The sequence below is a fragment of the Sphaerochaeta sp. genome, from assembly GCF_050256055.1.
Lineage (GTDB): Bacteria > Spirochaetota > Spirochaetia > Sphaerochaetales > Sphaerochaetaceae > Sphaerochaeta.
The window spans coordinates 1-25,832 of the sequence record NZ_JBFWIJ010000025.1 but is presented as its reverse complement, the minus strand read 5'-3'; the positions used below and the strand labels follow the sequence as shown (position 1 = coordinate 25,832).

The following is a 25,832-nucleotide window of genomic DNA, read 5'->3' as shown; positions in this document are numbered from 1 at the left end:
TACCATCGCGGTATGCAGATCGACATACTCTCCACCTTGACTTTTGCATTGGTCACCATTTTTACCCCAGGACCGAACACGCTCAGCAGTGGAGCCATGGGAATGAAGTACGGGTATCGACGTTCCTTGCCGTATTTCTTGGGAATCGCCACCGGCTTCTTTTTAGTCATGCTCCTGTGCGCCGTTCTCTCTGCTGTGATCCAACAATTGCTTGCAAACGTTCTGCCCGTGCTTACCCTGCTCGGTGCCGCATACATCCTGTATCTTGCCCACCACATGCTTTTCAGCAGCTATGAGCTCTCCAGTGGTGCTTCCAAGCCGCTTGGGTACACGAAAGGATTGCTCCTGCAAGTATTGAATCCGAAGGTGATCATCTTAGGCTTGACGGTATATTCCACCTTTCTTACAGGGCTTGCCCATAATCCGCTCGCCTTGGTATCCAGTGCTCTGGGATTCACGCTTCTCAGCTTCAGCGCCCTGTCACTCTGGGCATTGTTCGGGCAATCGATCAGCTTTCTTTTGAAAACTGAGAAACGAAGGAAAGCAGTGAATCTTATACTTGCGCTCTTACTCGCATATACCGCCGTGTCGTTGGTGCTTTCCGTATGGTGAGACACCGCTTTACTGTGCTTGATCTGGATAACAAGAAGCCCCTCGCCAGATCTCTGACAAGGGGCTTTTGCGTTGCGGTAGACTGGACTTGAACCAGCACAAGATTTCTCCCACTAGCACCTCAAGCTAGCGTGTCTACCAAATTCCACCACTACCGCATCTTGAGGTTGTATCCGGTTCATATGAACCGAACGTGGCAACAATACAACAAGGCCGGGGAATGAGTCAAGCCCTCTTTTGAAAAAGAGCGATGAATATCCTCATGCCAAAGCCTCAAATTGGGAAAGCAGGTTTGCAAAGGTGGCCAATGCTTCCCGAACCGGTTGCTCGTCGGCCATATCCACCCCAGCCATCCTCAGTGAATCGATCGGATACTCTCTGCCTCCGCTTGACAGGAACGTCAGATAATCCTTTCTTGCCGATTCTCCGTTTTCGAGTACTTTCCTGCTCAAAGCAATGGCTGCACTGATGCCGGTTGCGTATTTGTAGACATAGAAGGAGCTGTAGAAGTGGGGAATCCGTAATCCTTCAAGATCGCTTTCCTCCTCAAATTCGACTGCATCCCCGAAGTATGTCTGCAGCAGGGACCGGTATTCACTGCGCAAGAGCTCGAGGGTGAGGGGAGTGCCTTCCTCAGCCAACTGGTGGGTGCGCAGTTCATATTCAGCGAACATCGTTTGGCGGAACAAGGTGGCGACGATGTCATCCAGCTGTTTCCCCAAAATATAGGCCTTCATTGCCTGGTCTTCCGATTGCTCGATCAAATACCGGGCAAGCAACTGTTCATTGAAGGTGGATGCGACTTCCGCCTCGAAAATGGTGTAGTCATACTGGAAGAAGGGATTGTTTGCGGCACTGTAATGGCTGTGCATCGAATGCCCTCCCTCATGGGCGACGGTAAAGACATCGCGCAGTACATCCTCCTTGTAGTTGAGCAGGATATAGGGTTTTGAGGTGAAAGTCCCGCTTGAGAATGCGCCGCTGCGTTTTCCCTTGTTTTCGTATCGATCGACCCATCGTTCGGTGGTCAAGCCGTCGGTCAGCGTCCGGACATACTCGGCTCCCAAGGGAGCGAGCGCCTTCGCTATGATTTCCACCGCTTGTGCATAGGGTGTATTGGTATGGATCCCTCCCACCAAGGGTACATACACGTCGTAATGGGCGAGTTTTTCCAAACCCAACAGACGTGCTCGCAGCCTGTAGTAGCGATGTAGGGTGGGTAGCGCTTCATGCACGGCGGCGATCAATGAATCATAGACGGCAATCGGTACATTGTCGGGAAACAAGGCCATGGCGCGGCAACTTTCGTAGCCACGTGCCTTTGCACGGAAGATGTCCTGCTTTACCTGCCCCTCATACAATCGAGCCAATGCATGTTTGCTGGCATCATAGACATGATAGAACTGCTTGTACGCCTTTTTGCGAAGCTCTCGATCCTCCTGCATCAAAAAGGAACTGAAGGTACTTTGTGTCAAAGGTGATCCATCAAGCATCCCAAAATCAAAATCAACGTTGGTAAGGTCGCTGAACGTGGTACGGGGCACCGAGGCGACTTCACTTTGCAAAGCCATCAGGCGTTCCTGAGCCTCGTCCAGGACGTGGGCCTTGAATCTTCGGGCTTTGCGGATGAACACCGCGTAATCACCGAATGCAGGGTCTGCAAGATAGGCTTCGACCACTGTATCATCCAATCCCAGCAATTCCGGGTCGAAATATGCCATGGCTGCAGAGAGCTGGCTCATCGAACTGGAGACTTGGGCATAGCGTCTGACCTGTTCGCTGGACGAAGCATCGCTGCTGTAATTGAGGAACGCCCAGTTGTACAATCGTTCTGCGAGGATGGCTGTCTGTTCATACCAGCGCATTGTGGCAAGGAATTCCTCTTTGCCCTTTTGCAGGCTTCCCCTAAAAGACGGTGCTTCTTCGATGCAACGCTTGAGCGTTTCCATCCCCTGTTCCCAATCCTGAGCGTCTGAGAAGAGGCTGCCAAGATCCCAGGTATCTTCCACCAGTTGTTCTGAACGTGTACGTATCTGCATTAGAGATCCTCCAGTAAGGTAACGAGATGACGGGCGGCTTTTCCACGATGGCTGTACCGGTCCTTCTGCGTATCGGTGAGAGCGGCCATTGTTTTCCCTGTCTCTGCGACGATGAACACCGGGTCATAGCCGAACCCACCCTTGCCGTAACTCTCGAGGGCGATGTATCCATCAACCGATTCACAGATGGTGAAGATGCGATATTCAGAGACAACCAACGCCAAGGCACAGACAAAATGGGCTTTCCTTTGTTCTCTATCGGGAAGATGGGAAAGATTCTGCAACAGGAATGCATTGCGTTCTTCGCTTTCCAACATTCGGTTGAACGTTTCCATCCCGTATCGGGCGGTTCGTACGCCCGGTCCGCCGCCCAGAGCGTCAACGCAAAGACCGGAATCATCACTGAGCACCGCATACCCCTGAGGGGCTGTCTTTGCGAGGGCGAGGGCCTTTCCCAAGGCATTCTCGGTAAAGGTTTCCTTATCTTCCTCAAACGAATAATCGAGTCCCAGATCCTGGGGCAATATGATGGTATGGGAAGGAAGCAGTCGATGAAACTCTTCCTTCTTATGGGGATTGTTAGATGCCAAAAGAATATTCATGGTACCTAAGATACCGATTGTCGTCTTATTCGTCCAGACACCGTGTGAGCAACCGGCTCATATAATGGACGGCGCTGTCCACCGTTCCTTTGGGAATTCCGAGTAAGGTTCCTACCTGGCTGTGGCTGAGCCGAAACTCCATGTGCTTGATTTGTTCCACCTTCGCCTTGTAGACGCGCTGTGTCCAGGTGCGAAGTTCCTCCAGCTTTTGTCGTTTCCTCTTGTCCTCTTCCTTTTCCATTTGGGACTCGATTTCCAGAAGACGGCGGAAATGGCGGTTGCTGATCTGCTCAAATTCCTGTTTGCATGTGCGTTTCTGCTCAAGCATCAAGTTGGCAGTGTTCAGATAACGGGCGAGCAGGGGCACTTCAACCCGCAGGATCGATGCAAGATCTTCGAGCAGATACTGGCTGGCTACGTCCGGTGATAGTGTGAGCATGATCAAAAAACGCTTTCTGTTCACCGGTTTTTCCAATTCCTTCTGCAAAGCGGTCACAGGGGGTTGCTCAAAACGGGTAGGGCAACGAGTTACTTCCATCAAGGAGGAAAACAGGGCAGGGAGGTCCTGCATGGCATTTACCAATATATTCGAAAACGGGGTGTATGACGCATGTTCAGCAACCATATCGGGCATTGTTTCCTCTGCCATCCGTTCATGATACTGCTCACTCTGGGCGACCAGATGCTCTTTGTGCTGAATCGTGTGTTTCTGTGCAATAAAATATCTGCTTCGTTTGCGGACTACTTGGGTCAGATACCCGATATAGGAGAGGCGGCCGATACGATAGCTTTCCAGGTAGTAATCAATCATTTCATAACAGGAAAAGAGAAACTCGCAACAATCTTCCTCGGAAAGCAGATGCAAGAAAGCGGGAAGGGCGTAGAGAATCTGTTGTGTCTGGCCGTGAATCAAACGGTACGCCACCGTGTCGCTGCGATGGGCTTGGTAATACACCACAGCTTGGGTCAAGTCATGTGAAGCTTGTTCCGAAAGAGGAAGATTGAGCATTGCATACTCCTTGTGTGAAGGTACACAAGAACATGCAATGTGTATGCCAACTTACGCCTAAAGGAGTTTGCCCACCGCTTCGATCAACAATTTCCGTGTTTCAGAGATTTTTTGGTGCACCGTGGCTCCCGCCGCCTTCTTATGGCCGCCGCCACCGAATTGCTCGGCAAGCGCTCCGACATCCACCGTACTTTGATGGGAGGAACGGAACCCTACTTCGGTGACACCCATCTCCAATTCCTTGAAGAAGATCACCACTTCGACTCCCTTGACGGAGAGCAGCATGGTGTAGAGCAGGTCACTCGGTTTGTCTGTGGTGATGTATGTGTCACGATCGCTGAGACAACTGGACGAGATCATGAGTTTTCCGTCGTAGTAACTTTCGCTTCGGTCGATCAACTTTCCCAGGTATTTCACATATCCGAGGCTTTTTCCGCCGGTCATCCGGTCATTCATGACATTGGGGGAAACTCCCAGGTCCACGAGCTCCGCTGCAAGACGCAATGTCTCCCCTCGATATGCATTGATGAACCGGAAGAAACCCGAGTCGGTGGCAAAACCGAAAAAGAGATGCTCAGCAATTTCCTGGGAAATCTCGACATCAAGCGCTTTATACAGCTGCATGATGATCAAGGTGGTGGAAACCGACCGCGGTACAATGTAGCGATAGGTTCCGAATTGTTCGCCACTGCTGTGATGGTCGAAGACAACCGTCGTGAGGCCATCAATCTCGGCTCCAAGATGACCCAGACGATCGGGCGATGAACAATCAACCACCACGGCGATCGGATTGCGGTGATAGAGCTCACTGTCGATGTGGGCAAGGAAATCGGAACGCAAGTGGGAGATCTCGGAACGATCAAACGGCCCTGCGTTGGCCAGATGAACGGTCTTACCGAGCTTCAGAAGCAGGGAATACATAGCCATCTGGCTGGATAGGCAATCCCCGTCGGGGCTGACATGCCCAAGGACGATGAACTCGTCCTTGGTTCGCAGCAAATCCAGAATCTGGTCGTCGATCGGCGGGTATTTGAACATATCAGGCTCCACGGATGACTTCCGGTTGTTTTCCCTCAACCACACAGTCCCTTCCGACAATCACTTGTTTCACCTGTTGGATGGAGGGAATGTCGTACATGATGCCCATCATGATGTTCTCAACGATGGAACGCAATCCGCGGGCTCCGGTCTTCTGATCGAATGCCTTCTCCGCAACAGCCTCAACCGCCTCAGGTTTGAATATGAATTCAATGCCGTCAAGCCGGAAAGCCGCCTCGTACTGACGGATGATCGAGTTCTTCGGTTCAATGATGATTCGCATCAGATCCTGTTTGGTCAGGTTGTCAAGCGCTACATGGATGGGAAGACGGCCAATGAACTCCGGGATCAACCCGAATTTGATCAGATCGTCGGGCATCAACTGGCTGTACAGGGTGTGCAGGTCCTTTTCGTTGGTGTTGATGATCTTCGCACCGAAGCCCATTGCATGTGAGGAGACGCGTTTTTCAATCACCTTGTCCAACCCTACGAACGCACCACCGCAAATGAAGAGGATGTTGCGCGTATTGATCTTCAACATCTCCTGGTTGGGATGCTTTCGGCCTCCCTGCGGAGGAACGGAGGCGTCGGTTCCCTCGATGATCTTCAGCAATGCCTGCTGGACACCTTCACCGCTGACATCTCGGGTGATGGAGGGGTTCTCTCCCTTTTTCGCAATCTTATCGATTTCATCGATGAAGATGATGCCGTATTCTGCCGCCTTGATGTTGTCATTGGCGTTTTGGATCAACTTGAGCAGGATATTCTCCACATCTTCGCCGACATACCCTGCTTCAGTGAGCGTCGTGGCATCGGCAATGGCAAAGGGGACCTGCAACTTTCGGGCCAACGTGGAAGCAAGCAAAGTCTTTCCGGTTCCCGTAGGACCGACCATCAAGATGTTCGACTTATCCAGTTCAACCCCTTGCTCGGAGAATTGTTTCTGGAATTTCACTCGTTTGTAGTGGTTGTACACGGCTACGGCCAACACCCGCTTTGCATCGTCTTGGCCGATGACATACTCATCCATGTACTCCTTCAATTCCTTCGGAGTAGGGATGCGGTCGGGAAGCCCGACCGTCTCTTCCTGGAAACTGGGGTCCCCTGCAAGCATATCGTTGCAGACCTTGATGCATTCATCACAAATGGCTACACCGGGTCCGTTGATCAATCGCTTTACTTCTTCCTGGCTCTTGCCGCAGAAAGAACACACTTTCGCGTTTCGTGCCATCAATTGCTCCTTATCATGATGCTGTCGACAATTTGGTAGGCTACCGCCTCCTCACTGCTGAGAAAGAAGTCCCGTTCGACATCCTTGGATACCTGTTCAAAACTCTTCTGTGTATGCCGAGCGATGATGTCAATGGTCAACTTCTTGATTCGGCTGATTTCTCTTGCATGAATGGAGATATCGGTCGATTGGCCTTCCACGCCTCCCCAAGGTTGATGGATCATTACGCGTGCTGACGGAAGAATATACCGTTTGCCCGTCTTGCCTGCAGCAAGCAGAAGCGCAGCCATGCTGGCTGCCTGGCCCATGCAGATCGTCTGTACGTCACTGTGCATGTACTGCATCGTGTCATAGATTGCCAAGCCTGCCGTCACTGATCCACCGGGGCTGTTGATGTAGAGGCTGATGTCCTTGGATGGATCCTCGGAATCGAGGAACAGCATCTGTGCTACGACAAGATCGGCGGTTGCATCGTTGATCTCACCATCAAGGAAGATGATGCGATCTTTGAGCAAGCGGCTGTAAATGTCATAGGCTCGTTCGCCGACTCCTGAATGCTCGACGACCATCGGTATGGTTGATTGCATCCTCGTAGGATGATTATTCATGGCAAAAGCCCCCTTTCTAAGCTGGGATTGAAAAGGCGGAACCTGTGAGGACCCGCCTTTTCACAACATTACTCATTGTCCAGGCTGCCGACTAGGCACCGTAGGTCTGACTCATGAAGTCTGCATAGGCGACTTCGTCACCCTCGACAAAGGTATTATTTTCTTGGAGGAACGGGGCAATCTTCTGGAATCGCATATCGTCCTCGATCATGGTGCGGTAGTAGTCCTTCTGACTTTCATCAGTGACATCCTTCAGCTGTTCTTCCACCACTTTGTTCAGCTCTTCTTCGTCCAAGGGGAATTTCTCGGTTTCCTTGATTTTCTCCATGATGAGCTGGACGCGCAGTGACTTCTCGGCAGCTTCTCTCCAAGGAGCGGTGACATCTTCCTTGGTCTGCTTCTGGAATTCCAGGAACTGGAGGATCTGCTCCTCGGTCAGGCCGGTTTGCTTGACATACCGCTTCCAGCTCTGCTCAACCTCAAGATCGACCATGCTGGCAGGGACTGCAATGGTGGTGCCCTTGAGCAACTCTTCGCTCAATGCGTTGAGTTTCTCCTGTTCCAACTTGGCATCGAGGGCCTTCTGCAGCTTCTCCTTGGTTGCGTTGACCAAGTCTTCCACGCTCTTGTATTCTTCCTTCACATCCTGTGCGAATTCGTCATCCAGAGCGGGAACATCACGGAATTTGACGCTTGACACAGACACCTTCAAGGTGATGGTCTTGCCCGCATATCCCTCGACGGTGGAGTCCTCTGCATAGGTCTTCGAGAAAGTCTTCTCCTCACCGGCCTTCATGCCGACGAGGTCGCTGTCCATCTGGTACTGGTTGTAGGAGGACCCGAGGGTGAAGGTGAATTCCTTGCGCTCGGTGCCGGGAACCTCGTTGTTCTGGTCATCCAACTCGACGTAATCGACGGTGACGATATCCCCCATGGCAGCGGCATCATTCTTGTCGATCACCATGGCGTTTTGGTCCCGGAGCTTCTCGATCTCTGCATTCACTGCATCCTCGGTCAAAGTTACCTTGGGATAGGTGACCTCAAGTCCTTTGTAAGCGGGCAGCTCGAAGATCGGCATGATGTCGTAGTGGACGGTGAACGTCACATCTGTATTGGGCTTGAAGGGGAGCAGGGATTCCTCGTCCTGGAGTTCAGGAGTGCTGTAGGTGAGCGGCTTGTACTTGGCATCAAGGTCCTCAAGCACTTTCTTGAGTTCTTCCTCAATGGTGTTGAAGGTGCTCTCCTCGCGGATGGCCTTACCGAATTTGCCTTCCAGCACGGAAAGAGGGGCCTTGCCTTTCCTAAAGCCCTTCAGCTGAATGGTGGAGGCATACTTCTTCAAGGAAGTTTGATAGCCTTCTTCGATGGTGTCAGCGGTCACTGTGACCGTCAGCGCGACGGAGGAATTCTCCAATTCTTTGATACTTTTATCAGCGATCATCCTATGTTCATCCTTTCGGTCCTCTGCTGGACCATGTATATCCTTACGGCAAAGCCCGTTTGTAGCTTCCTTATGCAATCGAGCCAGTATGGAGTATACAACAACCAAGTAAGCTCGACCACCCATATAGGGGTAATTTAGGGAAACCCCTTTACCGGAAACATATTGTATATAGCAACTTTTTTCCGTTTGGTCTAGGGGAAGAAGCGTATTTGTCCCGATTGCCTCGCCGTGGTACACTCTAGGTATCATGTTGAAGGAGGGGCTGCATGACTCTTTTTTGTTATCCCAAGTGTTCGACCTGTAAAAAGGCGCAGGCGTATCTTTCTGCAAGAGGCATCTCGTATTCCTATAGGAATATCAAGGACGATCCCCCATCGCTTGCCGAACTCTCTGATTTTGTACAGCGCAGTCATCTAACGTTGCAGAGATTTTTCAATACCAGCGGGCAACAGTACCGAAATCTGGGTTTGTCCAAAATCATACAGGGGATGGATACGCCACAATTGCTCGCCCTTCTGGCAGGGGATGGAATGTTGATCAAGCGTCCGTTGCTGGTCGACGAGCATTTCGTGTTGGTGGGATTCAAACAGGAGCAATGGGACGAGGTGCTTCTCAAGTAAGTCGGTGAATCATATAGTCCAGGTCCAGATACGTTCCTTCCTTGGTTTTGAATCCGTGGGTGATTGTCCCGACCTTGACGAAGCCGACTTTTCTATAGAGATGTACAGCCGCCTCGTTGGTGCTGACCACTTCCAACTCCAGTTGCTCAAAACCAGCTGCCCTCGCCAAGTCGATCAAAGTTTGCATCAGAATGGTACCCAGCCCCTTTCCTTGGAAGGACGGTTCGATGGAAATGGCACAGATGCTTCGATGACGCATCTTGCTGTTCGCAGATACCGGACTGAAGTCGGCAATAGCAATCTGATTACCTTCGAAAAAAGCCCCTAGCATGACTCGATTCCTACTGGTATTGACGGTTTGGATGAATGCCTGCTCCTCCTCCGTCCTGACATTCCATTCTTCCGGATAGCGGGCAAGATAGGGTGAGGATCCATAGATCCTCCCGACAAACGAAACAGTAGCCTCGGCATCGTTCTTCTCAAGGGAGCGAACGACAACCATTCGATGGTCAGAGAGCTGATGCAAACCCGGTTCAACAATCATGCATCCAGCATATACAGTGTTTTTCGTTCATTCAAGTACAAAAGAAAAGGCAACCAAATTTCTCTGGTTGCCTAAGAGCGAAAGACGGGACTTGAACCCGCGACATCCACCTTGGCAAGGTGGAGCTCTACCACTGAGCTACTTTCGCAAAAACCGTTGTTGTCCAGACAGCCCTCCACAGGATTGTCCTTATGCGAGAGAGGGGACTTGAACCCCTACACCGTAAGGTACCAGATCCTAAGTCTGGCGTGTCTGCCAATTTCACCACTCTCGCGGTGCATGTCTTGCCCCTTACGAGGTTCGCCATGTTTTGAGCCGCAAAGGGATCGAACCTTTGACCCGCAGATTAAGAGTCTGCTGCTCTACCAGCTGAGCTAGCGGCCCATGACAACTAAACTAACAAAAACCAAAACCAATTGCGCCCGGAAGGATTCGAACCTTCGACCTACGGATTCGAAGTCCGGCGCTCTATCCAGCTGAGCTACGAGCGCGCTCTTGACCCGGTTAAGGGTGGAAGACGGGGCTCGAACCCGCAACAGCCAGATCCACAATCTGGTGCTCTACCATTGAACTACTTCCACCATGGTAGCTGAAGCAGTGGTTCATCACCAGTGCGTTTCAACGTTGCATACTATGCCTCAAAGACCTTTCTTTGTCAACAAGTCTCTCCCAATTTTTCCAAAAAAATGGCATGGTGCAAGCAATTGCAAGAAGGATAATCATTTGGATGGCTTCACCCGTGCATGGACTTCCTGAAGGAGTGCATCCCCCTGTCTTTGTTTTCCCCCCGGTGATTCCGTTCGGTAGGCATGCAGAAAAGCCAGATGGTGTTTCCAAGGGAGATTGGAATTGCAAACAGCCGTCTCCAGTGATTGTTGGAGTTCGACCGGATCCACGGGCAGATCCAGTTGTGCGAAAGCCGGTAGGTAGGATGCATCCACATACCGGCGTACATCCAGAGGAGTCATCCTGCGGTGTTCGATCAAGTCCCTGCTTTCAATTTCCACCGAAAGGCCCTTTTCCTCAAACATTGCCGCCAGATCCGCTTCATCCCAGTTGGTCAACGCATTGCTTGGATCCGCATACAAGAGCGTCTCAGCCTGTCTGAGCAGTGCTTGCATATCGGGGGGGACGAAATCGGAGAGGCGTGATCCTGAAACCGGCACGCTTTCAGCCAAATGAATTTGACCATCGGTGGAAAGACGGGCAGTCAACTGCTCAAGCAAACTCTGTTCTTTCTTGGCCCGGGAAAACACATTGCGCCCTAAGATGCATTCAAAACGGAGAGCCTGGGGCAGATTCGCCAGTACGGAAGGCAGTTCGGCACAATGAATTTCCGGTCGTTCCAAGGCACTCAACGAAGACGCATAATGGGAGATATGCTCCATATGATCCTGGGAGCGGACCTGGGCAACCACCAATCCCTCTGGTGTTTTCCGAAAAGCCTCCCAAAGCAGAAGCCCGTGGCCGGCATTACAGACGAGCACCCGGTCGCTTCGTCTCAGCTCGGTGCGGGAGAACAAGGCGTTTCGGATGGCCTCAAGCAAAGCACCCCGTTCGCTGATGGTTCTATTGACCCACCGCTCCCGTCCTTTGTCTCCCGGGGAATAGGTGAGGTTCTCCACAAAGGCATCGACTTCCACACTTTCCAACTGCTGCTCACGATGCCGCTGGACTTTCTCCTTGATGGTCCTCTCGTATCCTTGGTCGCTGGGCTGGTAGTACATCCTTCCTTGCAGGGAGCTCGGCAGGTATTGCTGTGCCACCCAATGGTCCTGATATGCATGCGGGTAGAGGTATCCTTCACCATGCCCGAATCCCTTTGCATCGCGGTTGCCGTCCTTGAGGTGATTGGGAACCTCATCCTGTGCCTGTTGTTCCACCGCTTTGAGTGCATCGAAAAAGGCAAGTGTGGAATTGCTCTTTTCACACGTTGCCAGATACAATGCCGCATGGGTCATATGGAATCGTCCTTCAGGAAAACCGATCCGCTCGAAAGCCTCTGCATCGGCGTGGACTACCACAATGGCCTGGGGATCGGCAAGCCCTACATCCTCACAGGCGCTGATGAGCATCCTTCTGAATATGAACTTGGGATCTTCTCCCGCATTGACCATACGGGCAAGCCAATACAAGGTAGCGTCGGGATCACTGCCGCGAATACTCTTGATGAAGGCACTGATTACATCGAAATGATAATCGCCTTCCTTGTCATAAAGCACGGCCTTCTTCTGGATTGATTGCTCGGCGGCATCCTTGGTAATGAAAATTGCCGCATGAAGGGGAGGAGGAAATGAGGTCTGGGATGTTTCCACTGCTAATTGGAGGGCGTTGAGCAAACTTCGGGCATCACCATTTGCAATTTCCACCAAATGCTCCAGAGCTCCCTCCTCGAACGATACCTGGTAGTTGCCGTACCCTCGTTCCTTGTCCGCCAAAGCTTGGCGGGCGATACGAAGCAAGTCCTCATTGGTCAGGCTTTTCAACTGAAAAATCCGGGAGCGGCTGACCAAGGCTGCATTCACCTCGAAGTAGGGGTTTTCCGTCGTCGCTCCGATCAGGATGACCGTCCCATTTTCCACCCAGGGAAGGAGCGCATCCTGTTGGCTCTTGTTCCATCGATGCACCTCATCAATGAAGAGAATCGTCCCTTGGCTGTACAAGGCAAGCCGTTCCCGTGCCTGGTCGATCTCGTAGCGCAGTTCCTTCACCCCGGAAAGCACTGCGTTCAACGTGGAAAAATGCCGTTTGGTGGTATTCGCAATGACGCGCGCCAGCGTGGTTTTTCCGGTTCCCGGTGGACCGTAGAAAATGACGGAGGAAAGCTGGTCGGCTTGGATGGCACGTCTGAGCAACCTGCCTTCCCCGATGATTGCATCCTGACCGATATATTCATCCAGCGTACGGGGACGCATCCGGTAGGCCAGAGGTTGATTCTTCTGCTGGTCTGCTTCACTGGCTGTGGTAAACAGATTCATGGCTGTACATCCTGTTGGAAGAGTTCGAGGAATGATCCGCTCCCCTTGGGAACCGGAGTGGTACGTGCTTGAGCTTCCTGCACTCCCAATTCAGCATAATAGGTGGCGATACAGAGATCGAACAGATGTTCGTCCACGGAGACGGTGATCTCAGGCAGCGGAGCTCTGCCCCACAACATGGTCGCCTCGCGCCATATTGCATATCGTTTCAAAATCAAATCCCAGGTGATTTGGCTCTGCTTCAGCGCATCCGTCAGCATTATTCGGATTCCTTGGCTCAGAAACTTGCCCTGATCCTCCAAAAAATAGGTGGTGGCGCTCTGGTTTCCCCCCTTCACCAACTGATCCGGTTGCTGCCACGTCACTTTCCCCACTGCGTCCTGCACCAAAGCGGGGATTTGCAGCACCACCTGACGATAGGCAAGCAGCACCTGATCATTCCAGAGGGAAAGTTGGTCGGAAAACAAGGGTATCTCCTCCAAGTCGACGAACAATTGAGCCTGTGGGGGAAGCAGCTCCTCCAACGTCAATGGCGCAAACAAATTGGCATCGACCGATTCGCTGGCAAGCTTGACTACCTCGGTGAGTGCCTGTTCGCTGGTCAGTGCAGCTGGTTGCTGTTGTCGTTGGGTTGTCGTACATCCAATGAGAAGCAGGCATACAGGAAGCAACGCTAAAATTGGCAACCGTTTCATGTTCCCCACTATACCATCGGCTTTTCGTCTTGCATAGCATGCTTTACCCATGTACAATCCGCACGATGGACACCGATCGAAGCGTGATCAACAAACAAATCCACCAACTCAGCCTCCCTACCATGTACGGCATGCTGTTCACCGCTCTTTACGACGTGGTGGATATGTTTTGGATCGGTATGCTCGGCAAGGAGGCGGTCGCCGCCCTTACCATCTATTTGGCCTTGTTCTGGGCGCTGGAAATCCTCAACGAGATTGTGGGAACAAGCAGCGTATCCATGCTCAGTCGCAGCTGGGGAGCCGGCGATGTCCAACTGACCAGAAGAATCGGGGAACAGACATTCGTATTCAAGGCCTTGCTGGGCAGCCTGGGTGCCGTACTTCTCCTGCTTTCGCTCCCGTTCTTCTATCGCATCTATACCGACGATCCCAAGGTCTTCTCCTTTGGAATGCAGTATGGCTATCTGCGGACGCTTTTCATCCCGGTGTTTTTCTCCTCCTATACGGTCAACACCATCCTGCGAAGCACCTCTGATGCCAAGACCCCGATGCGTCTGTTGCTTGCAACGGCGGTGCTGAACCTTGTGCTGGATCCTGTGTGTATGTTCTCTCTCATTCCCGGCACTTCCATCCGGGGACTTGGTTGGGGGATGACCGGTTCCGCCTTGGCAACCTGCATCTCCTATACCATTGCCTTCATCGGGGGGTTCTGGTACCTACACAGCGCAAAAGCACCGCTACGCATCGGATTGCACGGGATTTTTCATCTGGACAAGGATCTGGACAAGGCCCTGCTCACGATCGGGCTTCCCAGCGGAGTGAACATGTTGCTCAGATCCTTGGTGACCTTCATCTTCCTCAAGCTGGTCGCACTCTACGGGACTTCTGCATTGGCAGCCTTGGGAATCGCCAACCGGATCTACCAATTCTGCGGCATGCCTTCCGGTGGGCTGGGTATGGGATCGGGGATTCTGGTGGGTCAAAGGCTCGGATCAGGCGAGCAGGACCAAGCACAACAGGTTGTCCGGCTCTCCATCCTCAATGGTTTGGTCTTTTCCCTTCCTCTGGTCGTAATGCTGGAAGTGTTTCCCCAGCCTATTCTGCGCCTCTTTCTCGGCAGTGATTCCGTGATGGATTCATCAATACCCTTGATGCGGATCTATGGTGTCTGTCTGCTTGTGTTAGCGGTCAGCAGCGCACTTGGAGCTGCCTTTTTTGGATCCGGGCATACCCGCCCCATCTTGTCATCTTCTCTTATTTCCAGTTGGTTTCTGCAAATACCGTATGCATTGGTTGTCGTATTGCTGTTCAGACTCGATGTATCCTGGTTGTGGGCGGCCTACCTGATCGGTGATGGGGCGGAATGTGCTTTGCGTCTGGTTGCGTTCAGAAAACGCAGATGGTTGGAAGGGCGTTGACGATTTTGCAAAGAATTACGAAATTATGATATGATAGCAATGGAGGCTACCTACATGAACGAACAAAATACCTCGATGCTTCAGAATGTATTCGCCCGCGAGCGGACCATTTTGAAGAACGTATACCTTTGGATGACTGCAGGACTTGCCTTGACCGGCGTCATTGCTTTCTTTATCGCCGGCAATCCTTCGCTGCTTCGTGCGTTGGTCGGCAATACCATGGGATTCCTGTTCATCGTCATCGGTGAGTTCGCCTTGGTCTTCTATCTCACTGCTCGATTGGACCGAATGAGCCAAGCGAGTGCGATCGGGGCGTTTTTGGCATATTCAGCACTCAACGGCATCATGCTCAGCACCCTGTTCGCCGTATATGCAGGAGTGGTCATCTACAAGACGTTCTTCACCACCGCATTGATGTTCGCCGGGATGAGCCTCTATGCAATGACGACCAAACGGGATCTGAATCGAATCGGTTCCTACCTGATCATGGGATTGTGGGGCTTGATCATCGCCAGTCTGGTCAACATCTTCTTCCGATCCTCCGGACTCGATTATCTGATCAGTTTCATCGGAGTTGCAGTATTCCTCGGCCTTACCGCCTATGATACTCAGAAGATCATCAGAATGAATCAGGAATATGGCTCGGGTATTGATGAGGAAACCTTCACCAAGCTGAGCATCATCGGCGCATTGTCGCTGTATCTGGATTTTTTGAATCTCTTTTTGTACCTGCTCAGAATCTTCTCTCGGTCAAGCCGCAACTAGTGGATCCAAGCCGCCTGAGAAAGCTAAGGCGGCTTTACTTTCTGTAGCGCACCTGTGCCGGATTTCTCAATCCGGCTTTCAACGCTTCATAGGAAATTTCCTCAAGCTCAAGGTAGCAGGTTCGTCTGCCTACCTGATCCAGACTGTGAGCGTCGCTTCCTGTGAGAATTGTAAGGTTGTGGGTGTCTGCTTGTACCGGGAGATGGATGGCTTCCAATGCCGTGTAGGGCAGATCAGGGAGAAATCCCAGGTTAGCGAGCACACTGTTTGCAAACCGATCGATATGGGCAGGGATGACCAACGCATCCCGGCTGAGCGCTTCCTCGACGACATCACAGAAGGAAAGGGATGTGCCGCTGATCAGCAGCCTGTCCACCCGGTCAATGACCGTTCCGGTCACATCGCACACAAGCTGGTTGCCGAACAGCTTCGGATCGTTGGAAATCGGGGGCAACAGAAATTCGATGAACGATCCGAATGCCAGTGCATCCTCAAGATTGGGGAATACGGTGAGCACATGCACTTCCTCGATGGTAGTCACCTCCAGTCCATATAAGCCGAGAAGCGAGCAAATCTCACAGGCTTGGGAAAATGCAACCAGATTGCGTGCACTATTGTGATCGGTCAGGGCGAGAATCTGGATACCCTGTTCCATCGCTTCCACAGCAAGCAGGGAAGGCGTCAAATCATCACTTCCACAGGGGGAGAGACAGCTGTGGTTGTGTAGATCAACGGCTACCCGCATACAATATTCCCAATGCTGCGGCAACCTTGCAACTTGCCTCGAATTGGGTGTCGCCGGTAGAGAAGACGGCGATGTCCTCTTCCTTCGCCGATTGCAGCATATCCGGGGGGATGGACCGTCCATTGCATATGACCAGGGCTCGGATACCTGCAAGCGAGGCTACCGCAACGGTATTCTTATGGGCCTGAATGGTGATGAGCACACTCTCTGAAGGGGCGTTGCCCATAACATCACTGAGCAAATCTCCTGTGTATGCATCCAAAATCGCCAGATCGCCTGATTCCATGCATTCGGTGGCGAATCCCTGGATTGCGGCAAGTTCACGTACAACCATTGTCCTATTCCTCCTGTGTGGGATGCAGAACGATGGTACTGACCACCGTCGTCCCGTTTCTACTGCTTTCAATGGTAAAGTCATCCGATACGGATTTCACGTTGGGCAATCCCATGCCCGCCCCGAATCCGAGGGATCTGATCCATTCGCTGGCGGTCGACCAGCCGGGAGTCATAGCTGATGCAAGATCACTGATGCCCGGTCCGCTGTCCCTGGCGGTGATCTGCAGCGTTTGCGGGGAATACTCAGCGATCAATTCCCCACCATCGGAGTGGACCACCAGATTCATCTCCAGCTCATAGCTTGCCACGGCCGCTCGTCGGATGATATGCGGTTGGATCCCCGCACTCTTCAAACGTTTCTTGATCTCCGTTGATGCATATCCTGCATTCTCGAAATCATTCTTCATGATCGAGTAGGTGTGGATCTCCCCACTCATCTCCTCGCTGAGGCTGGTGGTGCGGGTGCGTTTCTCCAGCTCCTCTATTTCCCGGTTTACCTCGACAAGCAAGGTGCTGGTAATATCCCGGCTGGTGATCATACCCACCAGTTCCTTATGTTTGTTCAGCACCGGGAACCGATGGTACTTGAAACGGTCGAAATAGCTGATCGCGAAGGAGATGGGCATATCATCCTCAAGAACGATGAGATTCCTGGTCATATGGTCCTGCGCCTTTTCCTCGATATAGCCCTTGTCCAACGCCTGGATGATGTCATCCATACTGACGATCCCTATCAAGCGCTTGCCCATGACGATCGGAAGTCCGGTCACCTGTTGCTGACGCATGATGTACTGGATTTCCCGCAAGGATGTTTCCTTGGCTGCAGTGATCAGGTCGGTGGTCATGACATCCTTGACCTTCAGCCGATAAATGAGCTCGAGGATGACATTGGGTGAGGTGTAGGTATTGATAGGGATCTCTTGCATAGCATGAGTATACATCAGCTTTGTACGCGTGCAAAGAAACCTTGGCTTTCGACCGACCCTTTTCTTGATGCCGGAACCCGGAAATTTTAGTATAGTGAAAGGGTATGGAAGAGGAAATGAAGTTCGCACTCGTCTATGAAGACCATGATATTCTGGTAGTGGACAAGCCCGCCCATTTGCCCACCGTTCCGCTTAAGGATGATCCTGTGGAGAAACTGACCCTATTGGGTCTGGTTTCCCAAGCATATCCCGAGGTGCGGCAGATCGCCGGCCATAACCTCTGGGAAGGCGGGGTCCTGCATCGTCTGGATACCGCCACCAGTGGCTTGGTGGTCATCGCGAGGACCAAGGAGGCCTATGCTTCCTTGCAGGCGTTGCAGAAAGCCGATCTGTTCTTCAAGGAATACCAAGCCATCTCAAGCGGTCCCCGAGTTCCTGATCTGCCGGGTTTCCCTGCTTACCCGTATGAGGATCCCTATGCTGCAAAAGGGAAGGAGGTTGCCATAGGTAGTCTTTTCCGGCGTTTTGGGGAGAACCGGAGGGAAGTAAGGCCGGTGCTCGCAGACAGTCCCAAGCATCTGTTGGACAAGACCACCGGTACCTGGTACATGACTAAGGTCACCTATGCCGGAAGTGGTCCCGGAGGTAGGGAGCACTTTACCTGCAGATTGTCCTCCGGGTTCAGGCATCAGGTGCGGGTGCATCTTGCCTGGAGTGGGTGGCCGCTTGAGGGCGATGAGGTGTATCATGGACGGAGTGCGCATAATCTCGGCTTGCGTGCGGTTGCGGTTGAACTGGTGCATCCGATCACCGCAAAGCCTCTCGAAATACGAATTCAAAGCCAAGAAGAAGGAGAATGATGGATGGCAGATCCTAGGGAACAGAAGCTGGCGAAGCTTCTCGTGAATTATTCAGTAAAACTTCAGAAAGGGGAGTCTTGTCTGATCAACGCAGTCGATGTCCCAATCACCATGACCGAAGCGTTGGTACAGGCCGTGTATGAGGCCGGCGGCTATCCTGTGGTCAATCTCTGGCAGGCTCGTCTCGAACGGGCCATGTCGGAAGGGGCGACGGAAGAATCCTTGAAGAAATGGGCCGATGTCGATACCTACCGGATGAAACAGATGGATGCCTTCATCGGAATCAGGGGAATCGCCAACGTACGCGAACTTGCCACTATCCCCGAGCAGGCGAATCTGGTGAGCAAGCTTTACAATATTCCGGTGCATATGCAAACCAGGGTTCCCCACACCAAATGGGTCGTCCTTCGGTACCCGACCGAGATTTTTGCCATGCAGGCAGGGATGGGAACCACTGAATTCGAGGACTTCTTCTACAAAGTCTGCACTGAAGTCGACTATGACAGGATGGCTGCGGCCATGGCGGAAGCCAAGGCCTATCTCGATACCGTGGACAAGGTGCATATCAAGGCGCCCAGAACCGATCTGACCTTCAGTGTAAAGAAAATGGGTTGGATCCCCTGTGCAGGGCAGATGAACATTCCCGATGGGGAAATCTATTCGTGTCCGGTCAAGGATTCGGTGAACGGAACGATCACCTACAATACGGAAAGCACCTATCATGGACATTGTTTCAAGGATGTGAGCCTAACCTTCAAGGATGGGAAGATCGTCGAGGCGCATGCCGATGACGATGTCCTGCTCAATGAGATTTTCGATATTGATGAGGGTGCACGCTATATCGGTGAATTCGCCTTGGGCTGCAATCCAGGCATTCTCAAGCCGATGGATAACATCCTCTTCGATGAGAAAATCCTCGGTTCCATTCACTTCACCCCGGGTAATGCCTATGATGATTGTGACAACGGCAACCGCAGCGCCGTCCATTGGGATTTGGTGCAGATCCAGCGGCCGGAGTACGGTGGCGGGGAGATGTATTTCGACGGGGAATTGGTACGCAAGGACGGGCTGTTCGTGCACCCTCGGTTGCAGTGCCTGAATCTTTCGCTCTGAAGGTGCTTGACAGAATAGGCCGAGGTTGGTTATAACCTGTGCATACGTCGAAGGCGATGTGGAGTGATCCGCATCGCCTTCTTTCGTTGTTGCGGCCCGTTGGGCTTCGTACGAAGGCGTGCGGTGAAAGGTCACTGCACGTCTCTTTTTTTGCACGGGAGGAAACGGTATGTATTCATCGGTAGACACCATGTGGGTGTTGTTGGGTTCTGTGTTGGTATTCTTCATGCAGGCCGGATTCGCCATGGTTGAGACGGGGTTCACCAGGGCGAAGAATGCGGGAAACATCATCATGAAGAATTTGATGGACTTCTGCCTGGGAAGTGCCGCTTTCTGGATCATCGGGTTCGGCTTGATGTTCGGCATCGGGGCTACAGGCATAGCAAACCCCTTCATCGGTACATTGGACATCTTTGTACATGGTGATTACAGCGCATCCTTTCCTTCCTATGCCTTCTTGATTTTCCAGACGGTTTTCTGTGCAACTGCAGCCACCATCGTCAGTGGAGCCATGGCTGAGAGGACGAAGTTCATTTCCTACTGCATCTACTCTTTGATCATCAGTGCCTTCATCTATCCGGTCAGTGGTCATTGGATTTGGGGCGGCGGGTGGCTCTCAGCTCTGGGATTCCATGATTTCGCCGGTTCCACTGCAGTCCATATGGTAGGTGGCGTGGCAGCATTCTGGGGTGCGAAACGATTGGGGGCGCGCATAGGCAAATACGACGCACAGGGGAATGCAAAGGCAATCCCCGGCCACAGCCTCACCCTTGGTGCTTTGGGTGTTTTCATTCTCTGGTTCTGTTGGTTCGGTTTCAATGGGGGGTCTACGGTAAGTCTCAGTGGTGATGACACGATACTCAGTGCCTCCAAGATTTTCGTCACCACCAACCTCGCCGCTGCGTTTGCTTCCATTGCAACGATGATCGTGACTTGGATTCGCTACAAGAAGCCCGATGTGTCGATGACACTCAACGGAGCGTTGGCGGGTTTGGTCGCCATCACCGCCGGATGCGATGCAGTCTCTCCGATGGGAGCTGCAATCATCGGATTGATCAGCGGGGTGGTCATCGTGTTCGCCGTCGAATTCTTTGAGAAGGTTGCCAATATCGATGACCCGGTGGGCGCAATTTCGGTTCACGGCATTTGTGGTGCTTTGGGAACATTGTTGGTCGGACTGTTCTCCGTTGATGGTGGACTGCTCTACGGAGGTGGGTTCGCTTTGCTCGGCGTTCAGGCAATCGGGGTCTTCTCGGTGATGATTTGGGTTTCTCTTTCCATGATCATCCTCTTTGCCGTGATCGACAGGACTGTGGGACTTCGGGTGTCGCCGGCCGAGGAAATTGCAGGGCTCGATCTGGAGGAACATGGCATCGTTTCCTCCTATGCCGATTTCATGCCTGCCGTTCCCCATGTCCTGGGGGAAATCGCACCAGTTGAGCAGGCGTTGCCGGTCATAGAGGTCCCGCCGACCAAACGCCCGAGCAAAGAGGTTCCGATGTACAAGGTGGTCATCGTCAGCAGACAGAGCAAGTTCAATGAGCTGAAACAGCAGCTCAACGCCATCGGGGTGACCGGGTTGACCGTCACCGAGGTCATGGGATGCGGCATGCAGAAAGGAAACAAGGAGTATTACCGCGGTCTGCCGGTTTCCATGACCCTGCTTCCCAAGATGCAGGTGGAGACGGTGGTGAGCAAGGTCCCGGTCCGTACAGTCATCGAGGCTGCAAAGAAAGCACTGTATACCGGGCATATTGGTGACGGCAAGATCTTCGTCTATACGGTTGACAACGTGATCAAGGTCAGAACCGGTGAGGAAGGGTATGATGCCCTTCAGGATGAGGTGGTGGAAGAGTAACGTATCCGAGAAGATTGATCGGGGTTGTTTTTGAGGGACCAGCCCCGATCATCAGTATTCCTGTTTCCAAAAGATCGGGATCAGGTAAGCAAGAAAGATAAGCCAGGGAATCAGGGAAAGCAGGGAACAAATCAACCCCACCATGCCGAAGGTCGATGGGATGCTCATCAAGATGCCGCTTACCAATCCGATACGGCCGATGCGTTTAGGGTAATTACTGTGAAGCAGGACGGAGGAGATGAGAATCAGGGAAACCCCATTGAGAATATAGTAGGTGATGAATGCAGTTCCTCGCCATTGCAGCAAGAGGGTTTCTCCGACGATGAGCCAGGTTTGCCTGCTCATTGAGTCCTGGGCAAGCTGGAATTGTTGCTGTGCATGCCACATTTCAAATGCCGGATTGCTTGCCCAGTATGCTGCGATCCCGAGAAATCCCAGCAGAAGCGCTATGCGCATCCGAGAGGGCGAAACATCCTTGAGCAACTGATACAGTGCAAGGTATACCAAGGCCACCAAGCTGTTGTCTATGATGTACAACAGATCGAGTGAAACCAAGCCGAGCAACCAAGAGTCATGAAACAGAGCATACCACTGCTGTACATCCGTCGGCAGGGGATGCAACATGAATATGATGATTTGCAGAGGAATGAGTAAAAACATCACCATCGCGCTGACCGATGCTGTTTTTCCGAGTACCCGAAAATTTCCCCTGTCTCCCATGCCGATCCTCCAATAGTTCAGTATCGATTCTCAAGCTTGCAGGATCCAAGTGGATAATCGCTTACCGTTCCGCCTCAAATACGATGGTTCTGTTCTTGAAGATGATGATGCGGCTTTCCAGATGTGCCTGGACTGCCTTGGCGAGCACTCTGCGTTCCACATCCTTGCCAACGTCGCGAAGTCCGTTCGGGCTGAGTTCATGGTTGACGCGCACTACATCCTGGTCGATGATCGGTCCCTGGTCGAGATCTTCACTGGCGTAGTGAGCAGTCGCCCCGATCATCTTCACTCCCCGTTCATACGCACGACGGTACGGATTCGCACCTTGGAATGCAGGGAGGAACCCGTGGTGGATATTGATGATCCTTCCTTGCCATTCCTGGGTGAATTCAGCTGAAAGAATCTGCATGTACCGTGCCAGTACCACCAAATCAATGTCGAACCGCTTGAGCAGACTGCGGATTTTTGCTTCCTGCTCGTTCTTTGTTTCGGCCGTGACCGGAAGGTAGTAGAAAGGAATGCGGAACTGGTTGGCGATCATCTCCAGATCGGGGTGATTGCTGATGATCAAGGGGATTTCGCAATCAAGGTCACCTTCATTCTTCCGGGCTATCAGGTCATACAGGCAATGACTGGTCTTACTTACCATGATGGCCATCCTGGCATGATAGTCACTGTAATGACATTCCCAGGTCAGTTTGTATTCGGCGGCGAATTCAGCAAAATCATCCTCCAATTCCTTTCTGGTCGTCTTCAGGTCATCCATATCCAATTCGATGCGCATGAAGTACCTGCCTTGGGTATTGTCCGTATGCTGTTGGCAGTGCAGGATATTGAACGACCGGTTGTAGAACCAGGTGGATGTAGCACTGAGTATGCCTTTGCGATCCTCGCATTGGATGAGGAATATAATTTTTTTCTGTGTTTCTGCCATGGTTGCCGCCTCTAGGTACGTGATGTTATCTCGATGGAATCCGTGTCTTCGCCGAGCACCTGCTCGACTTTGCGTTTCGCTTCGGCGAGGCTTTGTTCCAATTTCTTGGACAAACGCATGCCTTCCTCGAACAACGCAAGGCTTTCCTCCAAGGAGGTATCGGAGGCGTTCAACGTTTGTGCAATTTCTTCAATTCTGGCAACATCAGTCTCAAAACTCATGACTACTCCTTGACCAGCGCCGTTCGCTTGCCGTCGATGAAAGTAAGCGTTACCTGTTTTCCGATCTCGGCCTGGGCCCGGGATTTGACAAGCTTTCCTGTATCATCGGTGACGACGGTATATCCTCGGGCCAGTATAGCAAGGGGGGAAAGGGCTTGCAACTCTCTTTGGGCCGATTCCACACGGGAGGACGCATCCCTAAGCAGTTGTTTTTGGGCAAGGACCAGGTTGTTGCTTGCATTGGCGAGCAGATACTGGCGTTTGTCGATGATGGCCTCCAGTCTTTGTTGGAACGCTTGGCTTGTATATCGTCTCAGCCGTTCCTCAAAGAACACAAGGCGATGCAGCATCGTCTGCTTCAACTGCTCCTCAATTTCCTTGATGCGTTGCCTGCTTTCCATATAGCCTTGGCTCACCAGTTCGGCAGCAGCCGACGGAGTGGGGGCCCTCAGATCCGCTGCATAATCGGACAACGCCCAGTCGATCTCGTGGCCGACAGCGCTGACGATCGGTATGGACGAATCATGGATCGCCTCGATCACACACTCCTCACTGAACGGAAGCAGGTCCTCAAGCGACCCTCCGCCTCGTCCGACGATCAGCACATCACAGAGCAGGAGGTTGTTCGCCTGGCAGATGCGATTTGCAATGCTGCGTGCTGCATCTTCTCCCTGTACGACTGCGGGAAGGACGAGGACATCCAAACCGGGAGCCCTTCTTCCCAAGACATTGAGAATGTCCTGGAGGGCTGCACCTGTGGGACTGGTCACCACACCGATTCGTTTGGGACGTACGGGAAGTACTTTTTTTCTCTCCGGAGCAAAGTATCCTTTTTCTGCATAGAAGCGTTTTCGTTTCTCCAGCAGTGCAAGCAGCTCCCCGACCCCCGATTGTTCCATGGTATCGCATTTGAGTTGGTAGGTGCCCCGAGCACCATAGACATCGATGCTTCCGGTTACCGTTACCTTGTCACCTTCCTTCGGCGAGAAATCAACCTTCCAGAGGGCGCTTTTGAACATGACCGCACTGATCGCACAACTGCTGTCCTTGAGCGTGAAGAACCAATGCCCCGTTGAGGAAGGTCGAAAATTGGAAATTTCCCCGCTGACTTTCAAACCATAGAACCCCTGCTCAAGGGTTTGCTTGATCAAACTGGTCAATTCAGAGACGGTCAGTTCGGTGTTGATGAGTTCAGGCATTGTCGCTCTCCCTATGGGTGAGCATATGCAGCTGATTCAGGATCCCCAGGAACGCCAACAATGCCCAAAGGCCGAAAAATATCCAAAATCCGAGGTACCAGAATCGTGAAAGCAGATAGGAAACCAACAGGGATCCTGCCAACGCGCTTTCGATGGCCAGATAGGAGGTGAAGTGGATCAAACTGAATGCCAGGATGACGACCAGAAGCGTCAAGGAGATGATGATGCTGACACTGAGGGGTAGGTAGGGGATGATCAGAAGGAAAATCAAAAGATCCATACTTACGGCAGTGAAGAATGCCACCACCGTATCGAGGAATGGGTGTGCATTGCGGGCGAGAAAAAAGAGAGCCAAGGCGCCCGCCGAACAGGCGAGAAGATACAGCAGCAGTCCGGAATAATCAGCTGGATTGGAAATCACCAACCAAAGTTCGTGTAGTTGATGGTCTGTTTGCAGGGCTGCCAGGACTTGTGCCCGCGCATGGAAGAAGAGAGCGGCGGCAGTCGCTACCAAAGCTCCAGCCACGGCACTGCGAATCTTGATGAACAACCGCTTGGCCCGGTAGCCGTAAAAGCAGAGAAAGAAACCTAGCAAAAGTCCCAAGAGCAGAATCGGGGCGCCGAGTGTTGTTGTTTCTCCTTGCATGACATATCCTTATGAAAAAAAAAGAGACAGCAATCGAAGCTGTCTCTCAACCAAAGCGGTTGATTTAGTCCTGGATGATAGCTCCGGTGGGGCAGACATCGGCACAAGTGCCGCAATCGATGCAGGTATCAGCGTCGATTACATAGATATCGCCTTCGGAAATAGCACCGGTGGGGCACTCAGGCTGGCAAGTTCCACAAGCCACGCATGCATCAGTGATTTTGTAAGCCATGATATTGACTCCTTACGTCGTTTTCGTTGCTTCAGACTATATACCGCCTTCGCTTGTGAGTCAAGGAAGTGAATAAATTTGTACTGAAGGCATATTATAATTAGCAGATATAAACTTATAGTATATGCACTTCGTCCACAGATTCCATGAGATGATAATTGGATATACTATATAGTATACCACGGTATTATGGATGCTCAATCAATTGTACACAACGTGTATCGACCTAGCGAAAACACCCTATTGGGTCTACCATAATATTCGCGGCGAAGACTGGAAGGCTGGTACGTCTTTCAAGTAGCCTGGGACCCTCCACAGTTTGACAGCAGCATAATCTAATTCAAAACCCCAAAACCACACGCCAGCCACCCCAGGGTGGTTTTTTTGCGTCTATACCCCTAGGGCTTAGAAACATAATTCTGTACAAATACGTTATCAT

The 25,832-nt window shown here is 52.0% G+C and carries 26 protein-coding genes and 6 tRNA genes; 7 read left to right on the top strand and 25 right to left on the bottom strand.

The features are described 5' to 3' along the window. Positions 1-12: 12 nt before the first annotated feature. Complete coding sequence (locus tag AB7C91_RS10400; protein ID WP_428591198.1) at positions 13-612, top strand: LysE family translocator; 600 nt, start codon at positions 13-15, stop codon at positions 610-612. Positions 613-685: 73 nt separating this feature from the next. On the opposite strand, the gene AB7C91_RS10395 is transcribed toward AB7C91_RS10400, so the two are convergent. The 8 genes from AB7C91_RS10395 to tig form a co-directional block, all read right to left on the bottom strand. After that, positions 686-770, bottom strand: a tRNA-Leu gene (locus AB7C91_RS10395). Positions 771-872: 102 nt separating this feature from the next. Then, the gene (gene pepF / locus AB7C91_RS10390; protein ID WP_428591195.1) at positions 873-2,651 is read right to left on the bottom strand and encodes an oligoendopeptidase F; all 1,779 of its coding nucleotides are present in this window, start codon (positions 2,649-2,651) and stop codon (positions 873-875) included. Then, entirely contained in the window at positions 2,651-3,253 is a 603-nt protein-coding gene (locus tag AB7C91_RS10385; protein ID WP_332447516.1) for a non-canonical purine NTP pyrophosphatase, read from the bottom strand. The genes pepF and AB7C91_RS10385 overlap by 1 nt, the downstream gene beginning before the upstream one ends. A gap of 25 nt (positions 3,254-3,278) precedes the next feature. Continuing rightward, positions 3,279-4,262, bottom strand: coding sequence for a hypothetical protein (locus tag AB7C91_RS10380; RefSeq protein WP_332447515.1), 984 nt, complete (start codon positions 4,260-4,262; stop codon positions 3,279-3,281). A gap of 57 nt (positions 4,263-4,319) precedes the next feature. Continuing rightward, complete coding sequence (locus AB7C91_RS10375; protein ID WP_332447514.1) at positions 4,320-5,300, bottom strand: DHH family phosphoesterase; 981 nt, start codon at positions 5,298-5,300, stop codon at positions 4,320-4,322. Position 5,301: 1 nt separating this feature from the next. Beyond that, a complete protein-coding gene (gene clpX, locus AB7C91_RS10370) occupies positions 5,302-6,531 on the bottom strand; it encodes an ATP-dependent Clp protease ATP-binding subunit ClpX (protein ID WP_332447513.1) in 1,230 nt (409 codons plus the stop codon). Then, positions 6,531-7,118, bottom strand: a complete 588-nt coding sequence (locus AB7C91_RS10365; protein WP_428591190.1) for an ATP-dependent Clp protease proteolytic subunit — start codon at positions 7,116-7,118, stop codon at positions 6,531-6,533. Before AB7C91_RS10365 ends, clpX begins: the two co-directional genes overlap by 1 nt. A 112-nt stretch (positions 7,119-7,230) precedes the next feature. Beyond that, positions 7,231-8,580 carry a trigger factor gene (tig, locus tag AB7C91_RS10360; RefSeq protein WP_428591187.1) on the bottom strand — a complete coding sequence of 450 codons (1,350 nt, stop codon included), beginning with the start codon at positions 8,578-8,580 and terminating at the stop codon, positions 7,231-7,233. A gap of 269 nt (positions 8,581-8,849) precedes the next feature. Here tig and AB7C91_RS10355 point away from each other — a divergent pair, with 269 nt between their 5' ends. Continuing rightward, positions 8,850-9,203 carry a Spx/MgsR family RNA polymerase-binding regulatory protein gene (locus AB7C91_RS10355; RefSeq protein WP_332447510.1) on the top strand — a complete coding sequence of 118 codons (354 nt, stop codon included), beginning with the start codon at positions 8,850-8,852 and terminating at the stop codon, positions 9,201-9,203. Here AB7C91_RS10355 and AB7C91_RS10350 read toward each other — a convergent pair. The 8 genes from AB7C91_RS10350 to AB7C91_RS10315 all read right to left on the bottom strand — a co-directional run bounded on the left by AB7C91_RS10350 (position 9,196) and on the right by AB7C91_RS10315 (position 13,420). Then, positions 9,196-9,747, bottom strand: a complete 552-nt coding sequence (locus AB7C91_RS10350; protein ID WP_332447509.1) for a GNAT family N-acetyltransferase — start codon at positions 9,745-9,747, stop codon at positions 9,196-9,198. The two genes, AB7C91_RS10355 and AB7C91_RS10350, sit on opposite strands and share 8 nt — an antisense overlap. Before the next feature lie 76 nt (positions 9,748-9,823). Further along, positions 9,824-9,895 (bottom strand) — tRNA-Gly (locus AB7C91_RS10345). 44 nt (positions 9,896-9,939) lie between these two features. Then, a tRNA-Leu gene (locus AB7C91_RS10340) sits at positions 9,940-10,021 on the bottom strand. A 37-nt stretch (positions 10,022-10,058) separates the two neighbouring features. Next, positions 10,059-10,131 (bottom strand) — tRNA-Lys (locus tag AB7C91_RS10335). Between the two features lie 33 nt (positions 10,132-10,164). Beyond that, positions 10,165-10,238: transfer RNA gene (locus AB7C91_RS10330), tRNA-Arg, on the bottom strand. Between the two features lie 18 nt (positions 10,239-10,256). Next, positions 10,257-10,328 (bottom strand) — tRNA-His (locus tag AB7C91_RS10325). A gap of 138 nt (positions 10,329-10,466) precedes the next feature. After that, complete coding sequence (locus tag AB7C91_RS10320; RefSeq protein ID WP_428591183.1) at positions 10,467-12,725, bottom strand: AAA family ATPase; 2,259 nt, start codon at positions 12,723-12,725, stop codon at positions 10,467-10,469. Continuing rightward, a complete protein-coding gene (locus tag AB7C91_RS10315) occupies positions 12,722-13,420 on the bottom strand; it encodes a DUF4197 family protein (protein WP_332446219.1) in 699 nt (232 codons plus the stop codon). The genes AB7C91_RS10320 and AB7C91_RS10315 overlap by 4 nt, the downstream gene beginning before the upstream one ends. Before the next feature lie 65 nt (positions 13,421-13,485). On the opposite strand from AB7C91_RS10315, the gene AB7C91_RS10310 reads away from it, so the two are divergent. Together AB7C91_RS10310 and AB7C91_RS10305 are read left to right on the top strand one after the other, a co-directional pair. Beyond that, positions 13,486-14,838: an MATE family efflux transporter gene (locus tag AB7C91_RS10310; protein ID WP_332446218.1), complete on the top strand. Its 1,353-nt coding sequence runs from the start codon at positions 13,486-13,488 to the stop codon at positions 14,836-14,838. A 54-nt stretch (positions 14,839-14,892) separates the two neighbouring features. Continuing rightward, positions 14,893-15,603 carry a Bax inhibitor-1/YccA family protein gene (locus tag AB7C91_RS10305; protein WP_332446217.1) on the top strand — a complete coding sequence of 237 codons (711 nt, stop codon included), beginning with the start codon at positions 14,893-14,895 and terminating at the stop codon, positions 15,601-15,603. Between the two features lie 34 nt (positions 15,604-15,637). Here AB7C91_RS10305 and AB7C91_RS10300 read toward each other — a convergent pair whose 3' ends face one another. From AB7C91_RS10300 to AB7C91_RS10290, 3 genes are read right to left on the bottom strand one after another with little or no spacing between them, the layout of a single operon-like run. Beyond that, the gene (locus AB7C91_RS10300) at positions 15,638-16,348 is read right to left on the bottom strand and encodes a PHP domain-containing protein (protein WP_332446216.1); all 711 of its coding nucleotides are present in this window, start codon (positions 16,346-16,348) and stop codon (positions 15,638-15,640) included. Next, positions 16,332-16,682: an iron-sulfur binding hydrogenase gene (locus tag AB7C91_RS10295; RefSeq protein WP_428591178.1), complete on the bottom strand. Its 351-nt coding sequence runs from the start codon at positions 16,680-16,682 to the stop codon at positions 16,332-16,334. Before AB7C91_RS10295 ends, AB7C91_RS10300 begins: the two co-directional genes overlap by 17 nt. Positions 16,683-16,686: 4 nt before the next feature. Further along, positions 16,687-17,610: a CBS domain-containing protein gene (locus AB7C91_RS10290; RefSeq protein ID WP_332446214.1), complete on the bottom strand. Its 924-nt coding sequence runs from the start codon at positions 17,608-17,610 to the stop codon at positions 16,687-16,689. 104 nt (positions 17,611-17,714) lie between these two features. On the opposite strand from AB7C91_RS10290, the gene AB7C91_RS10285 reads away from it, so the two are divergent. The 3 genes from AB7C91_RS10285 (at position 17,715) to AB7C91_RS10275 (ending at position 21,441) form a co-directional block, all read left to right on the top strand. After that, positions 17,715-18,470: a pseudouridine synthase gene (locus AB7C91_RS10285; protein WP_428591175.1), complete on the top strand. Its 756-nt coding sequence runs from the start codon at positions 17,715-17,717 to the stop codon at positions 18,468-18,470. A 3-nt stretch (positions 18,471-18,473) separates the two neighbouring features. Further along, the gene (locus AB7C91_RS10280) at positions 18,474-19,583 is read left to right on the top strand and encodes an aminopeptidase (RefSeq protein ID WP_428591172.1); all 1,110 of its coding nucleotides are present in this window, start codon (positions 18,474-18,476) and stop codon (positions 19,581-19,583) included. Positions 19,584-19,752: 169 nt separating this feature from the next. Further along, positions 19,753-21,441 (top strand): ammonium transporter, encoded by a 1,689-nt coding sequence (locus AB7C91_RS10275; RefSeq protein ID WP_332446211.1) that lies wholly within the window; start codon positions 19,753-19,755, stop codon positions 21,439-21,441. 51 nt (positions 21,442-21,492) lie between these two features. On the opposite strand, the gene AB7C91_RS10270 is transcribed toward AB7C91_RS10275, so the two are convergent. From AB7C91_RS10270 to AB7C91_RS10245, 6 genes are all read right to left on the bottom strand, one after another. Then, positions 21,493-22,161 carry a DUF4386 family protein gene (locus AB7C91_RS10270; protein ID WP_332446210.1) on the bottom strand — a complete coding sequence of 223 codons (669 nt, stop codon included), beginning with the start codon at positions 22,159-22,161 and terminating at the stop codon, positions 21,493-21,495. 61 nt (positions 22,162-22,222) lie between these two features. Continuing rightward, positions 22,223-23,095 (bottom strand): formyltetrahydrofolate deformylase, encoded by an 873-nt coding sequence (gene purU / locus AB7C91_RS10265; RefSeq protein WP_332446209.1) that lies wholly within the window; start codon positions 23,093-23,095, stop codon positions 22,223-22,225. A gap of 11 nt (positions 23,096-23,106) precedes the next feature. Further along, positions 23,107-23,316 carry an exodeoxyribonuclease VII small subunit gene (gene xseB, locus AB7C91_RS10260; RefSeq protein ID WP_332446208.1) on the bottom strand — a complete coding sequence of 70 codons (210 nt, stop codon included), beginning with the start codon at positions 23,314-23,316 and terminating at the stop codon, positions 23,107-23,109. A gap of 2 nt (positions 23,317-23,318) precedes the next feature. Continuing rightward, positions 23,319-24,515: an exodeoxyribonuclease VII large subunit gene (gene xseA, locus AB7C91_RS10255; RefSeq protein WP_428591167.1), complete on the bottom strand. Its 1,197-nt coding sequence runs from the start codon at positions 24,513-24,515 to the stop codon at positions 23,319-23,321. After that, positions 24,508-25,161 (bottom strand): hypothetical protein, encoded by a 654-nt coding sequence (locus tag AB7C91_RS10250; protein ID WP_428591165.1) that lies wholly within the window; start codon positions 25,159-25,161, stop codon positions 24,508-24,510. The genes xseA and AB7C91_RS10250 overlap by 8 nt, the downstream gene beginning before the upstream one ends. 64 nt (positions 25,162-25,225) lie before the next feature. Further along, the gene (locus AB7C91_RS10245; RefSeq protein WP_332446205.1) at positions 25,226-25,393 is read right to left on the bottom strand and encodes a DUF362 domain-containing protein; all 168 of its coding nucleotides are present in this window, start codon (positions 25,391-25,393) and stop codon (positions 25,226-25,228) included. Positions 25,394-25,832 lie beyond the last annotated feature (439 nt).

Coding starts and splice junctions, on each gene's coding strand:
- xseA (WP_428591167.1), bottom strand. CDS start 24,515: ATGCCTGAACTCATCAACACCGAACTGACCGTCTCTGAATTGACCAGT.
- AB7C91_RS10275 (WP_332446211.1), top strand. CDS start 19,753: ATGTATTCATCGGTAGACACCATGTGGGTGTTGTTGGGTTCTGTGTTG.
- AB7C91_RS10350 (WP_332447509.1), bottom strand. CDS start 9,747: ATGATTGTTGAACCGGGTTTGCATCAGCTCTCTGACCATCGAATGGTT.
- AB7C91_RS10290 (WP_332446214.1), bottom strand. CDS start 17,610: ATGCAAGAGATCCCTATCAATACCTACACCTCACCCAATGTCATCCTC.
- AB7C91_RS10270 (WP_332446210.1), bottom strand. CDS start 22,161: ATGGGAGACAGGGGAAATTTTCGGGTACTCGGAAAAACAGCATCGGTC.
- AB7C91_RS10375 (WP_332447514.1), bottom strand. CDS start 5,300: ATGTTCAAATACCCGCCGATCGACGACCAGATTCTGGATTTGCTGCGA.
- AB7C91_RS10365 (WP_428591190.1), bottom strand. CDS start 7,118: ATGCAATCAACCATACCGATGGTCGTCGAGCATTCAGGAGTCGGCGAA.
- AB7C91_RS10400 (WP_428591198.1), top strand. CDS start 13: ATGCAGATCGACATACTCTCCACCTTGACTTTTGCATTGGTCACCATT.
- AB7C91_RS10380 (WP_332447515.1), bottom strand. CDS start 4,262: ATGCTCAATCTTCCTCTTTCGGAACAAGCTTCACATGACTTGACCCAA.
- purU (WP_332446209.1), bottom strand. CDS start 23,095: ATGGCAGAAACACAGAAAAAAATTATATTCCTCATCCAATGCGAGGAT.
- clpX (WP_332447513.1), bottom strand. CDS start 6,531: ATGGCACGAAACGCGAAAGTGTGTTCTTTCTGCGGCAAGAGCCAGGAA.
- AB7C91_RS10315 (WP_332446219.1), bottom strand. CDS start 13,420: ATGAAACGGTTGCCAATTTTAGCGTTGCTTCCTGTATGCCTGCTTCTC.
- xseB (WP_332446208.1), bottom strand. CDS start 23,316: ATGAGTTTTGAGACTGATGTTGCCAGAATTGAAGAAATTGCACAAACG.
- AB7C91_RS10245 (WP_332446205.1), bottom strand. CDS start 25,393: ATGGCTTACAAAATCACTGATGCATGCGTGGCTTGTGGAACTTGCCAG.
- AB7C91_RS10385 (WP_332447516.1), bottom strand. CDS start 3,253: ATGAATATTCTTTTGGCATCTAACAATCCCCATAAGAAGGAAGAGTTT.
- AB7C91_RS10355 (WP_332447510.1), top strand. CDS start 8,850: ATGACTCTTTTTTGTTATCCCAAGTGTTCGACCTGTAAAAAGGCGCAG.
- pepF (WP_428591195.1), bottom strand. CDS start 2,651: ATGCAGATACGTACACGTTCAGAACAACTGGTGGAAGATACCTGGGAT.
- AB7C91_RS10320 (WP_428591183.1), bottom strand. CDS start 12,725: ATGAATCTGTTTACCACAGCCAGTGAAGCAGACCAGCAGAAGAATCAA.
- AB7C91_RS10280 (WP_428591172.1), top strand. CDS start 18,474: ATGGCAGATCCTAGGGAACAGAAGCTGGCGAAGCTTCTCGTGAATTAT.
- tig (WP_428591187.1), bottom strand. CDS start 8,580: ATGATCGCTGATAAAAGTATCAAAGAATTGGAGAATTCCTCCGTCGCG.
- AB7C91_RS10305 (WP_332446217.1), top strand. CDS start 14,893: ATGAACGAACAAAATACCTCGATGCTTCAGAATGTATTCGCCCGCGAG.
- AB7C91_RS10285 (WP_428591175.1), top strand. CDS start 17,715: ATGGAAGAGGAAATGAAGTTCGCACTCGTCTATGAAGACCATGATATT.
- AB7C91_RS10250 (WP_428591165.1), bottom strand. CDS start 25,161: ATGCAAGGAGAAACAACAACACTCGGCGCCCCGATTCTGCTCTTGGGA.
- AB7C91_RS10295 (WP_428591178.1), bottom strand. CDS start 16,682: ATGGTTGTACGTGAACTTGCCGCAATCCAGGGATTCGCCACCGAATGC.
- AB7C91_RS10310 (WP_332446218.1), top strand. CDS start 13,486: ATGGACACCGATCGAAGCGTGATCAACAAACAAATCCACCAACTCAGC.
- AB7C91_RS10300 (WP_332446216.1), bottom strand. CDS start 16,348: ATGCGGGTAGCCGTTGATCTACACAACCACAGCTGTCTCTCCCCCTGT.